Here is a 12,187-nt window from a genome sequence, read left to right as displayed (position 1 = left end):
CGGCCCTCGCCGAGGCGCGCCTTCAATTTCTCGTCGATCAGTTCCCGTCGACCGAGGAAGCGGTGAAGGCCAAGGAGGAGCTCGCCAAGCTCCGGCGTCGCTAGATCAATTCGGGGGGGTCTCGGAAGACCCCCCCGATGCCCCCCCGTCGTGGCGGCGGCGAAGCCGCCGCTCGGAGCACTCCTCGATGCACCACGCGCTCGGTGGTCGGCGCCGGGGTTACTCCGACAGCCAGACGACCCGGGGCTCGGGCCTCGCCCCGCGGTTCCGCGGACCGAGGCGCGAGCACCGCTAGGACGCAGGCTCGAAGCGCGCCGAGGCGTATGCCGCATACGTTGAGGCGCGCTGAGCGCCGAGGACGCCGCGGGGCGACGCGCATCGGTCCGCGGTCAGCGCTCGGACTTCATCACCACAAACTGTGAGCGTCCCTCTCGCTGGATGAAGAGGAGCACGTCCTGCTCGGCCTTCGAGAGCGCTTGCTCGAAGGACTGTGGATCGCGCACGCGCTGCCGGTTGACCTCGAGGATGGCGTCGCCGGTGCGGACGCCTGCGCGCTCGGCCGGGCTTCCATCCTGCACCTCGGCGACGAGGACGCCTCCCGAGCCCGAGAGCTTGAACTGTCGGGCCAGCTCCGGCGTGATCGGCTGGACGGACAGGCCCCAGCGCTCGGTGCCGCGCGAGGCCACGACCGGCTCGTCGCCCGGCATCTCGCCGATCTTGACGGACACCGTCTCCGGCTTCCCGTCGCGGAGCACGGTCAGCCGGGCGGTCTTGCCCGGCTCCGTGTCGGCGACGATGCGCTGGAGATCCGGGATCTCGAGCATCTTCTGCCCCTCGAACTCGACGATCACGTCGCCGCTCTTGAGCCCCCCCGCCTCGGCCGGACTCCCCGGCATCACGTCCGCCACCAGCACGCCCTCTCCTTCCTTGGCGCCGAAGGCCGGGGCCAGGTCCTGGGTGAGGGATTGGATGCGGATGCCGAGCCAGCCGCGGGTCACGCGGCCCGTCGCCAGGAGCTGGGGCACCACCCGGCGCGCCATGTTGATCGGGATCGCGAACCCGATCCCCTGTCCCACCGACACGATCGCGGTGTTGATCCCGACGACCTTGCCGTCGAGGTTCACGAGGGGGCCGCCGGAGTTGCCGGGATTGATGGCGGCGTCGGTCTGGATGAAGCTCTCGTACGTCGCCACGCCGACCCCCTGCCGGCCGGTGGCGGAGATGATGCCCACGGTCACCGTGCGGTCGAGGCCGAACGGGTTGCCGACCGCGATCGCCCACTGCCCGATCCGGAGCCGGTCCGAGTCGCCGAGCTCGGCCGTCGGGAAGTCGCCGTCGCCTTCGATCTTCAGCACGGCCAGGTCGGTCTTGGGGTCGCGGCCCAACACCTTGGCCTTGAGACGCCGCCGGTCGGAGAGACGGACCTCGATCTCGCCGGCGTCTTCGACCAGGTGGTTGTTGGTCAGGATGATGCCCGCCTTGTCGACGATCACGCCCGAGCCCTGGTTTCGGCTCTCCCGCCGCTCGGGTGGCCGCGGCCGCAAGAAGCGCTCGAAGTCCTCGCCGAAGAACTCGCGGAAGCGCCGCTCGAACTCCCGGCGCTCGGGCGGCGTCAGCCGCTCGCGCGGATCCCGCGGCGTGCGCTCCGGCCCGCGCTCTCGCGGCGAATCCTTGGGGGTGGCATCGATGTGCACGACGGCCGGCATCACGCGCTCGGCGACGGACACGAAGGCCCGCTCGAGGCTCTCGAGGATCATCTTCGGGTCGAGGGCCGGAGCCGGCGCCGGGGCCTGTGCGGCGGCCGGGACGCCCGTGACCAGCAACGCGCCCAGGACGAGGAGCGTTCGCATCGATGAAAGTCGGCTCACGGGGCGTCCTCCATCGGAACGGGCTGCGGGTCCCGGACCGCGCGGACCCGCAGCACCACCGTCGTGTCGTCCGTCACGGGGGCCGCCGCCGCGCGGCGGACCCCGATCACCCACAAGACCACGTCGCCTGCCGCGCCTCCCTCGCCGAGGGGGGCGACCAGGAGCGGCCAGCCGGTGCGCGCCGGGCGCGGCGTCCCTGCCCGCGCCAGCAGGGTCGCCACCCGGACCGGGTGCGCCTCGCCGAAGGGAACCAGGCGGTCGCCGGGGCGAGCCGCTCGGACCGCGAGGATGGTCGGGGGCCGGGGGGGCAGGGCCATCGCATCGAACCAGACCTCCGAGGCCGGATCGAGGAGGCGGCCCTCGCCGATCGGGCCGGCCTCTGCCACGAGGCGCAGCCCGCGGCCTGGGACCGATGTCTCCCCGGGGACGCGGAGCTCGACCCGGCCGAGGGCCCGCCCGGCCGGGGCGGTCACCCAGAGCCCATCGCGAACGCGCTCGACCACGCAACCGCCCGGTAAACGGACCCGCGCCCCGACCGCCGCTCCGAGGAGCCCGTGGAGCGCCTCGAGGTGATGAGCCCGGAGTCCCGACAGGCGCTCCGCTCCCGGGGCGCCGCCCCCGACGTCGAGGATCACGCGCCGCAACAGTGTCTTGACGGCACCGGGTGGCAGCCCTGCCATCGCCGCGAGGTCGACGGCGAGGCCGCCGGGGACCGGCCGCGCCAGCCCGGCGATCCGGGGGGCGAGCAGGCTTTCCAGCGCCTCGACGGTCTCCCGAGAGGTCCGGGCGGTCCGCCGGAGCGCGTCCTTGATCCGGGGCCAGCCGTGGGCCGCGAGCAGCGGGAGAATCTCGTGCCGGATGCGGTTACGGAGCATCTTCGGATCCTGGTTGGTCGGGTCCTCGACCCACGGGAGGGTGCGGGCTTCGAGGTGCGCGAGCACGACGGCTCGCTCCAACTCGAGGAGCGGCCGGATCAGCCGGCCGCGACGGATCGGAATCCCGCCGAGACCGCGCGGGCCAGCGCCCTGAAGGACGCGCATCAGGACCGTCTCCGCCTGGTCGTCCGCCGTGTGACCGAGGGCGATGCGCGTCGCGCCCCACGCGCGCCCCGCCCGCTCGAGGGCGGCGTAGCGCGCCGTCCGGGCCGCCGACTCGGGCGAGCGGCCCGCGCGGTGGCGCACCGCCACCTGCTCGACCGTGACCGGGCACCCGAAACGGGTGGCCAGGTTCCGGACGAACTCGGCATCGCGATCGGCGTCCGGGCGGAGGCCGTGGTGGACGTGGCACACGGCGAGCTCGAGGCCGTAGAGGGCGCGCAGCCGCGTGAGGACGTCCAGCAGCGCGATCGAATCGGGGCCGCCCGAGACGGCTACGAGAACGCGATCGCCCGGGGCGAGGAGGCGGTGTCGGACGACCGCGTCCCGCACGGCATCGACCAGATGCGTCTCTTCCCTGGGTGCCGGGCCGGGCTCCGGATCGAGCGGCGCGACCACACCGGCCTCTACCCCGCCGCAGGGGCGGGCGGGCTCTCGCCCTGCAGCCCCACCCAGACCGCGCCGTCCTCGAAGATCTCCTTCTTCCAGATCGGCACGGTCTCCTTCAGGCGGTCGATGGCGAAGTGACAGGCTTCGAAGGCGTCATGCCGGTGCGCCGCCGAGACCGCGAGGACGACGCTCGCCTCGCCGACCCGGAGGCGGCCGATCCGGTGGGCCATCGCGACCTGCTTGACCCCCGGCCACCGACGGTAGACCGCCTCGCCGATCTCCTTCAGCTTCGCCTCGGCCATGGGGACGTGCGCCTCGTACTCGAGGGCCACGACCGAGCGGCCGGCGTTGATGTTCCGCACGACGCCGAGGAACACCACGACGCCCCCGGCCTCGGGCACGGTGACGGCGTCGGCCAGGACGTCGGCGGAGAGCGGCTCAGTGGTGACGCGGTACACGAGCGCTCCCCCCACTCACCGGAGGGAAACAGGCCACCTCGTCGCCCGCCTGGACGGGGCGCTCGGCCTCCACGTATTCGTTGCCGATGGCGAAGAGCGTGTGCGGGCGGTAGCGGGTGAGCGTCGGATGGGCGGCCGACACGGCGCGCCAGACCTCCTCGACCGTGGCGCCCTCGGGGACCTCGACCTCGACCCGGTCGCGGCCGACCGCTTCACGGTAGCGGGCGAAGAGGCAGACCGCTACTTTCACGGCAGGCACGGCGGGCGCGGGGATCGATCAGGCCTGGAAGGAGTGGCCGCAGCCGCAGGTGCCTTTCGAATTCGGGTTCTTGATCGAGAATCCGGATCCGTACAGGCTGTCGACGTAGTCGATCTCCGCGCCGCCGACGTACTGGACGCTCTGCGGGTCCACGTAGACCTTCACGCCCTGCGACTCGGCGACCTGGTCGCCCTCCTGCTCGGCATCCTCCCAGCCCAGTTCGTACGAGAAGCCCGAGCAGCCCCCGCCGACGACCCGGAGACGAAGACCCCAGTCGGGCTTCCCCTCTTCGAGACGCAGGTCGTGGACCTTCTTGGCGGCCGATTCCGTGATCGTGACCATGCACTCCTCCTGGCGTAGGGATGAGGACGCGTGACCCGGGCGCCCCGCTCGGGTCCGCACATCATGAAGTATACCACGCGCGAGGGCGGGGCCGAACCCCTCGTCAGATAAGCGAGCCGCGGCTCTTGAGCAGCTCGAGGAACTCCGCCCGCGTCGCCGGCCGGTCCCGGAAGCCCCCCAGCATGGCCGAGGTCACGGCCTTCGAGTTCTGCTTCTCGACGCCGCGCATCATCATGCAGAGGTGCATGGCCTCGACGACGACCCCCACCCCCTTGGGCCGCAGGGCGTCCTGGAGGGTGTGGGCGATCTGGCTGGTCATGCGCTCCTGGACCTGCAGGCGCCGGCTGTACATCTCGACCAGCCGGGCGATCTTCGAGAGGCCGAGGATCTTCCGGTCGGGGATGTAGGCGACGTGGGCCTTGCCGAAAAATGGGACGAGATGATGATCACAGAGGCTGTAAAAGTCGATGTCCTTGACGAGCACCATCTCGTCGTATCTGTCCTCGACGAAGACGGCGCCGTCTAGGATCTCTCGGACGTCTACCCGATAGCCGGAGGTGAGGAAGCGCAGGGAGGCTTCGACCCGCGCCGGCGTGCCCCTCAGGCCGTCCCGCGTCGGATCCTCCCCGAGCTCCCGGAGCAGCCGCTCGATGAGCTCCTGCATCGGGCGCTTATCGACCCTTGAACTGCGGGCGGCGCTTTTCCAGGAAGGCGGCGGTACCCTCGCGGTAGTCCTCGCTGTCGAAGGTGGCGAGCTGGAGGCGATCGATCTCGGCCTTCTTCCCCGCCCCCCCGTCGTCGACGATGGCCTCCACGATCAGCTTCGCCCCCTCGACCGACAGCGGGGCGTTGTCGGCGACCCGGGCGAGGTACTCGTAGGTATGGGTCGCCAGCTCGGCGGCGGGCAGCACGCGGCTCACGAAGCCGAGCCGCAGGGCCTCGGCGGCGTCGAACGTCCGGGCCGAGAAGAGGATGTCCTTGGTCGCCGCCGGCCCCACCAGGCTGACCAGGCGCTTGACCGAGTGGAGCCCGTACACGATCCCGAGCCGCGCGGCCGGGATGCCGAATTTGCCGGTGTCGGCCGCGAAGCGAAGATCGCAGTCCATGGCGATCGCCATCGCGCCGCCCATGCAGAAGCCGTAGATCATGGCCACGGTCGGCTTGGGGCTCCCCTCCAGCGCGTGATGGGCCGCCTCGGTGCGCCGGTTGTAGGCTTCGGCCGTGGCGCGGTCTTTCCGGTGTTGCTTGAACTCGGAGATGTCCGCTCCCGACGCGAAGGCCTCCTCGCCCGCCCCCCGGAAGACGATGGCCCGGACCCCGGGATCGCGGTTCAATCCTTCGACGATCTCGGGCAGGGCGGTCCACATGGCCAGGTTGAACGCGTTCCGCATCTGGGGGCGGTTGAAGACGACGGTACCGATGCTTCCGGTGCGCTCGACCAGGATCTCGTCGCTCATGGGGCAGTCCTCGTGACGGTCGCGCCGGCGCGGTCGCCGCCGGGCGCCCCCGGTCGTGACTCGGCCGTCACCCCGTCAGCCAGGAGCCGTTCGATGGCCAGGGGGTCGTACCCCGCCGCCTGGAGCACCTCGCGCGTGTGCTGCCCGGGCAGCGGCGAGGACGCCGTCACCTTGGCCGGGGTCCGGTGAAGAAAGACCGGCTGGCCGAGGACGCGCATGGGCCCGTGCACGGGGTGGTGCACCTCCTCGACGAGATGGGCCTGGCGCACCTGCGGGTCCTCGAACACCTGGCCGACGTGGTAGATGGGGCCACACGCCACCCCGGCCGCGTTCAGGCGCTCCACCCATTCGGCCGTGGATCCGCCGGCGAACACTTCCTCGATGATCGCGTTCAGCGCCGGCCGGTGGTCGATCCGGCCCTGGTTGGTCGCGAAGCGCGGGTCGTCGGCCAGCCCCGGCTGCCGGATCGCCTCGCAGAAGCGGCGCCACATGACCTCCGAGCCGACGGCCAGGTTGAGATGGCCGTCCCGCGCCCGGTAGACGCCCATGGGCGAGGTGAGCGGATGGTGGTTGCCGACCGGCGGCGGGACTTCGCCGGTGTTGAGGTACTTGCCGGCCTGGAACGACAGGCTCCCGGCCAGTGCAGCGAGGAGCGAGGTATCGAGCCACTGGCCGCGGCCCGACCGCTCCCGCTCGGCGAGCGCGACGAGGATGCCGAGTGCCGCGAAGTACCCGGCCAGCAGGTCGCCGATCGGGATGCCGATCCGGAGCGGCCCCGTGTGCTCGGTGCCGGTGATCGACATCAGGCCCGACATCCCCTGGACGATCTGATCGTACCCCGGGCGATCCGCATAGGGACCCGACTGACCGAAGCCCGAGATGCTCGCGTAGATCAGCCGCCCGTTCACGGCGGCGAGCCGCTCGTAATCGATGCCCAGCCGGTGCTTGACGCCCGGCCGAAAGTTCTCCACCACCACGTCGGCCGAGCGGGCCAGACGGAGGAACACCTCGAGCCCGGCGGGCTTGCCGAGGTCGAGCAGGATGCTCTTCTTGCCGCGGTGGAGGTCGACGGCATCGAAGGCCTCGCGCGCCCGGTCCGCCTCCCCGGGGCGCTCGATGCGGATCACCTCGGCCCCGAAGTCGGCGAACAGCCGGGTACAGGTGGGGCCCGAGCGCACCTGCGTGAGATCCAGGACACGGAGATGGGTCAGCGGCATGCGCAACTCCTCGGGCTAACCGACCATCGAAGCGGGAGAGGCGGGACTACTGGCCGGCCTCCGGCTCGTCCTCCTCGTCGTCTTCGTCCTCGTCCTCGTCTTCCTCGTCCTCGAACTCTTCCTCGTCGTCTTCGAACTCGTCCTCGTCGTCTTCGAACTCGTCCTCGTCGTCGACGTCCTCGTCGGCCTCGTCGCCGTCCTCGTCGCCTTCCTTGTCCCCGCTGTCGTCATCGTCCCAGTACGACGGGTTCTCCTCGTCCTCGGTCCGAGGTCGTCTCCGTAACCACATAACTCCTCCGTGAACTCTGCCCCCAGGGTTCATGATCGGGAACGGCGTCGCCTGACTCGGGGGTGAGGATCGATCGGAGGAATTATAACAAAGGGGTCGAAGCTGTCCAACGCGGCCGCCCGAAAGCCCGCCGGCCCGCGATGGCCGTCGATCAGGATGACGCTGTCGGAGGTCACTTTTAGAGGCGGCCCACCGCCGGCGACTGGCCCACCGTGTCCAGGTCTTTCAGGGCCACGGCCACCGTCTGGCGCCTGGTCGTGCCTCCTGGACTGCCGGATGCCACACGCGGGCGGCCAGGGCCTCCGGCAATGAGAGGGCCGATCCGGCGGTGCGGAGCGCCCCGGCCTGGCGGCGTCGGGCCGGGGCGCCCGAGAGGACCTGAGGCGGGCGACACGCTGTCGCGGCCGCGCCATCCTGTCGCCCGAACCGGTGGAAGATTCAAAGCCATCGGATGACAACCGGCGGGAAGCCTTGGCATTCTTGGACCTGCACGTCGGTGGCACGTCCATTGCGAGGCGTCCCGGGCGATGGCATCCGTGGCCCTACCCACACGACGCGCCCGAGAGCAGTCCGTCCGGCCTCGGGCGGCCGGCCGCCGTGGCGGAAAGGCGGCGCTATCCGACCGGCGCCGCCCCGCCGCGGCGGCCGGTGCTCTCGAGGGGCTCCGAGTCCTCGTGGTAGAGGACCACGCCGACAGCCGAGAGGCTCTGCGGCAATTCCTGGAAGCGATGGGAGCGCGTGTACTCCTGGCGGGGGACGGCGAGGAGGCATTCCGGGTCCTCGCCGCCACGACCCCCACGTCGTCCTGTGCGACCTGCTCATGCCCGTGATGGACGGCTTCGAGTTCATCCAGCGGTTGCGGGCCGACCCGGCCCGCGCTCGCCTGCGCGTGCTCGCCCTCACGGCCCTGGATCGTCACCAACACTACCAGCAGACGCTCGCCGCGGGCTTCGACGGGCACCTCTCCAAGCCCGTCGAATGGAACCGCCTGGTATGGCTCCTCCAGGGCGAGCGCCGTGGACGTGCTCGCCCACTCCGAGCTCGCGCCTCACGGAATGCAGGGCGGGTCGAGCCGGAGGCCTCCCGATGACGCCGGCGACTCTCGACGACGCCACCATCCTGCTTGCCGATGACGACGTGGAAATGCGTGCCGTGATCCGGGACTTCCTGACGGCGACCGGCTTCCGCGTGGAAGAGGCGTTCGACGCCCACGAGCTTCTCCTGCTCCTGCCGCGAGTGGAACCGGCGGCGATCATCCTGGACCACGAGATGCCAGGCGACTGGGGACTCGAGATCCTGCCCTCGCTTCGGCAGCGCTGGCCGGAGATTCCGGTGATCATCATCACCGCCTTCGGCGGGGCGAAGGCCCGCGAGACGGCGATGCGTCTCGGCGCGACCGGATACCTGGACAAGCCGTTCCGACTCGTCACGCTGCTCGGCGTCCTTCGCGGCGCCCTCGCCACGCGCAATCCGGCCCCGACGACATCCTGAGCGCCGGTCACGACGACCCGGCCGACGCGGGCGGCGTCAGCGACATACGCTCGGCACGCCGCCGGGGGCGCGATGAGGGTCACCATGACGTCGTAGCTCCCCGGACAGCACGATCGGGCCAGTCGTTGACCGCCCGGCACCCGTATGTCAGCATGAGTCCAGGTCTTACGAGGTCCTCCAGCCGCCGCATGATTCCAGCTTCGTCGGGGCGCGGGTAGCCGGAGCCGCATGGTAGGTCCAGGCCTGCGTGCGAAACTGCTGCTGCTCCTGGTCGCCCCCCTCGTCCTGGTCATCGGCGGCTACGGTGTCCTGCGTCTCCACATCGAGGAGGGCCAGTTCCTCGCCGAAGAGCAGCACCGCATGGTGATCACAGCCACCGCCCTGCAGGTGGCGGTCGAGAACGCGCTCCGCGACCGACAGATTTCGGACATCCGGCACCTGCTCGCCGAAGTGGTGCGCGTGCAGGAGGAGATCGACCGGATCCGGATCTTCGACGCGGCGCTCCGGCCAGTCGTCGTCTCGAACCCGTTGACCATCGGTGAAGACATCCCCCAGACGGCCCTGAGGGACGCGATCGAGGTCGGGCAGCCCGTCATCTTTTTCCAGCGACGTGGCGGGAAGCGCGTCCTTTACACCATCGTGCCGCTGCGAGGACGACCGAGCGCCTTCCGCGGAGTGATGGAAATCGTCCGACTCGCCGGCGACGTCGACGCGAAGCTCGCGGCCGCTCGATGGGAAATCGTTCAGCGGGTGGGGATGTTGGCCGTCGCCCTCGCGGTCCTCGTCTGGATCGGGGCGCGCCAGACGATCCTCAAGCCGATCGGGACTCTCATGGCCGGGGTCAAGGCGCTCGGCGCCGGGCAACCGGTCACGATTGCAGTCCGCGGCGATGACGAGTTCTCCCGGCTCGCCGGCGCCTTCAACGAGATGACCGAGCGGCTGGCCGAGGCGCGTCGCCAGCTGGTCGCCGAGTCCGAGGGCCGGCTCGATCTGGCCCGGCAAGTTCGGCAGGCGGAGCAACTCGCCGTGGCCGGCCGGATCGCGTCCGAGGTCGCCCACGAGATCGGCACCCCGCTCAACATCATCTCCGGGCGAGCCGAGTACGTTCTCCGCGATCTGGCGGCGGACGACCCCAAAGCCGCTCACCTGCGGACGATCGTGGCGCAAATCGACCGGATCAGCGGCATCATCGCCTCGCTTCTGGACCTCGTGCGGCCCCGGAAGCCCGAGATCCAGGATGTCGCCCTCGGCCCGATCGTCAACGCCGTGCTCGAACTGCTCGAACCCACCGCCCGCCGGGCCGGCCTCACGGTGAGCCGTAGTCTCGCACCCGAGCTCACGGTGAAAGGGGATCCCAACCAGCTCCAGCAGGTCATGATCAATTTGATCATCAACGCCATCGAGGCGACCCTCGCCGGGGGCACCCTGCTGATTCGGGCGTATGCAGCTCCGCGGCCCGGCGGGCAGCCGGGGGTGGTCCTCGACGTGGCCGATTCCGGCGTCGGGATCCGCCCCGACGACCTGCCGCGTGTTTTCGATCCCTTTTTCACCACGAAACCTCCGGGACGCGGGACCGGGTTGGGCCTCGCCATCTGTCGCGATGTCATTCGGGAACACGGCGGGAGCATCAAGGTCTTGAGCGAGGTCGGTAGCGGGACCACGGTGCGCATCTGGCTCCCGGCCGCTTCGTCGGCAGCAGCATGAGTGCCCGAATCCTGGTAGTCGACAACGACGCCGAACAGGTCGACATCCTCTGCGCCGCCTTGAAGCGGGAAGGCTACGAACCGAGCGGGGCGACCAGTGGCGCCGCCGCTCTCCAGGCCCTCGAGACGGTCGAGCCGGCGGTCGTTCTGACGGACCTCCGGATGGAGGGCATGGATGGGCTCACGCTCCTTCGGGAAGTGCGGCAGCGAGCGCCGGGAGGCCGGGTGATCCTGATGACGGCCTTTGGCAGTCTGGAGACGGCGATCCAAGCCATGCGCCACGGCGCGTTCGACTACCTGACCAAGCCGTTCAAGCTCGACGAGGCGATCCTGGCCGTGCAGCGGGCACTGGAGGACCGCGCGGTACGCGAAGAGAACCGCCGCCTCCGCACCGAGATCGAGCAGCGCTACGGCTGGGAGAGCCTGATCGGACGGTCGCGAGCGATGCAGGCCGTGCTCGACGTGCTCCGCACCGTGGCGGCCAGCGACGCCAGCGTCCTGCTTCTCGGCGAGTCGGGCACTGGGAAGGAACTCGCGGCCCGGGCGCTGCACCACGCCGGGCCGCGCCGGCGGGGTCCGTTCATTCCCGTCAACTGCGCCGCCATTCCGGAGACGCTGCTCGAGGCTGAGCTCTTCGGGTACGAAAAAGGTGCGTTCACCGGCGCCGACCGCTCACGGCCCGGGCTACTCGAGGAAGCCGACGATGGCACGCTCTTCCTCGACGAGGTCGCCGAGATGCCGGTGGCGCTGCAAGCGAAGGTGTTGCGGGCGCTCCAGGACAAGACGGTGCGGCGGCTGGGCGGCCGCGAGAGCCAGGAGCTGACCTTCCGCGTGATCACGGCGACGAACGCCGATCTCGCGGCGCGCGTGCGCGAGGGTCGATTCCGCGAGGACCTCTACTACCGGGTGGCCGTCATCCCCGTGCGGCTGCCGAGCTTGCGCGAGCGACCCGAGGACATTCCGCTCCTTGCGCAGCACTTCCTGGCCCGGGCAGCCGAGAAGGCAGGAAGGCGGATCACCGCCTTCGACGAGGCGGCGATCGACTGGCTCGTGCGCCACCCCTGGCCCGGCAACGTGCGTGAGCTCGAGAATGCGATCGCCCGGGCGGTGGCCCTGGCCCCGGGTGACACCCTGACGCTCCGCGAGGTCGGTCCCCTTCCGGGCGTCGAGCCACTGGCGCCGGAGCGCCCGACGCTGGCCGAGGTGGAGACGCGTTACGTCCGGCGCGTACTGGAGGAGACCGGAGGTGACCGGCGGGCGGCTGCGCGCATCCTGGGCGTAAGCCTGCGAACGCTCCAGCGCTGGACGAGGGCCCGCCTCAACCCGCATCCCTTCCGAGACAATCCCCCGGTCGGCCGGTGATCTGATCCGGCCGGCCCCTCTGGAGGCCGCCCGGACGCTCGCGGGCACACGTGCGGGCACACCAGCGGGCGCCAGCGGTTGAGCTGCTCCGGCGATTCATTTATGATGACTCGGGTTTGGCGGTGTAGCTCAGCGGCAGAGCAGGGGTCTCATAAGCCCCGTGTCGGAGGTTCAATTCCTCCCACCGCCACCAATTCTTCTTCGCCCCGGTCGAAGGCTGCGCGCGGCTGTCGAGGGCCCGGTGGGAGGGACGATGG

The 12,187-nt window shown here is 70.6% G+C and carries 13 protein-coding genes and 1 tRNA gene; 5 read left to right on the top strand and 9 right to left on the bottom strand.

All coding sequences use genetic code 11. From position 1 onward, the window contains the following. Positions 1-389 precede the first annotated feature (389 nt). The 9 genes from VGW35_22660 to VGW35_22620 form a co-directional block, all read right to left on the bottom strand. Positions 390-1,868 (bottom strand): DegQ family serine endoprotease, encoded by a 1,479-nt coding sequence (locus VGW35_22660; GenBank protein HEV8310473.1) that lies wholly within the window; start codon positions 1,866-1,868, stop codon positions 390-392. Next, positions 1,865-3,361, bottom strand: a complete 1,497-nt coding sequence (gene tilS / locus VGW35_22655) for a tRNA lysidine(34) synthetase TilS (protein ID HEV8310472.1) — start codon at positions 3,359-3,361, stop codon at positions 1,865-1,867. The genes VGW35_22660 and tilS overlap by 4 nt, the downstream gene beginning before the upstream one ends. Before the next feature lie 8 nt (positions 3,362-3,369). Further along, positions 3,370-3,810 carry a molybdenum cofactor biosynthesis protein MoaE gene (locus VGW35_22650; GenBank protein ID HEV8310471.1) on the bottom strand — a complete coding sequence of 147 codons (441 nt, stop codon included), beginning with the start codon at positions 3,808-3,810 and terminating at the stop codon, positions 3,370-3,372. Next, a complete protein-coding gene (gene moaD / locus VGW35_22645) occupies positions 3,791-4,060 on the bottom strand; it encodes a molybdopterin converting factor subunit 1 (protein ID HEV8310470.1) in 270 nt (89 codons plus the stop codon). The genes VGW35_22650 and moaD overlap by 20 nt, the downstream gene beginning before the upstream one ends. Positions 4,061-4,087: 27 nt before the next feature. Next, positions 4,088-4,411, bottom strand: coding sequence for an iron-sulfur cluster insertion protein ErpA (gene erpA / locus VGW35_22640; GenBank protein ID HEV8310469.1), 324 nt, complete (start codon positions 4,409-4,411; stop codon positions 4,088-4,090). Between the two features lie 103 nt (positions 4,412-4,514). After that, positions 4,515-5,075 carry a GTP cyclohydrolase I FolE gene (folE, locus tag VGW35_22635; protein HEV8310468.1) on the bottom strand — a complete coding sequence of 187 codons (561 nt, stop codon included), beginning with the start codon at positions 5,073-5,075 and terminating at the stop codon, positions 4,515-4,517. Between the two features lie 7 nt (positions 5,076-5,082). After that, positions 5,083-5,868 (bottom strand): enoyl-CoA hydratase, encoded by a 786-nt coding sequence (locus tag VGW35_22630; protein HEV8310467.1) that lies wholly within the window; start codon positions 5,866-5,868, stop codon positions 5,083-5,085. Beyond that, positions 5,865-7,085: a CoA transferase gene (locus VGW35_22625; protein ID HEV8310466.1), complete on the bottom strand. Its 1,221-nt coding sequence runs from the start codon at positions 7,083-7,085 to the stop codon at positions 5,865-5,867. The genes VGW35_22630 and VGW35_22625 overlap by 4 nt, the downstream gene beginning before the upstream one ends. 46 nt (positions 7,086-7,131) lie before the next feature. After that, positions 7,132-7,407 carry a hypothetical protein gene (locus VGW35_22620; protein ID HEV8310465.1) on the bottom strand — a complete coding sequence of 92 codons (276 nt, stop codon included), beginning with the start codon at positions 7,405-7,407 and terminating at the stop codon, positions 7,132-7,134. 418 nt (positions 7,408-7,825) lie between these two features. On the opposite strand from VGW35_22620, the gene VGW35_22615 reads away from it, so the two are divergent. The 5 genes from VGW35_22615 to VGW35_22595 all read left to right on the top strand — a co-directional run bounded on the left by VGW35_22615 (position 7,826) and on the right by VGW35_22595 (position 12,123). Next, positions 7,826-8,464, top strand: a complete 639-nt coding sequence (locus VGW35_22615) for a response regulator (protein HEV8310464.1) — start codon at positions 7,826-7,828, stop codon at positions 8,462-8,464. Further along, positions 8,461-8,865 carry a response regulator gene (locus VGW35_22610; GenBank protein HEV8310463.1) on the top strand — a complete coding sequence of 135 codons (405 nt, stop codon included), beginning with the start codon at positions 8,461-8,463 and terminating at the stop codon, positions 8,863-8,865. The genes VGW35_22615 and VGW35_22610 overlap by 4 nt, the downstream gene beginning before the upstream one ends. Before the next feature lie 228 nt (positions 8,866-9,093). Next, entirely contained in the window at positions 9,094-10,569 is a 1,476-nt protein-coding gene (locus VGW35_22605; protein ID HEV8310462.1) for an ATP-binding protein, read from the top strand. Then, positions 10,566-11,930 (top strand): sigma-54 dependent transcriptional regulator, encoded by a 1,365-nt coding sequence (locus tag VGW35_22600; GenBank protein ID HEV8310461.1) that lies wholly within the window; start codon positions 10,566-10,568, stop codon positions 11,928-11,930. The genes VGW35_22605 and VGW35_22600 overlap by 4 nt, the downstream gene beginning before the upstream one ends. 118 nt (positions 11,931-12,048) lie before the next feature. Continuing rightward, positions 12,049-12,123: transfer RNA gene (locus tag VGW35_22595), tRNA-Met, on the top strand. The last annotated feature ends 64 nt before the right edge of the window (positions 12,124-12,187 follow it).

It is taken from the genome of Candidatus Methylomirabilota bacterium (genome assembly GCA_036005065.1).
Taxonomy (GTDB): domain Bacteria; phylum Methylomirabilota; class Methylomirabilia; order Rokubacteriales; family DASRDR01; genus DASYQW01.
This window is presented reverse-complemented; position numbering and strand designations above follow the sequence as displayed.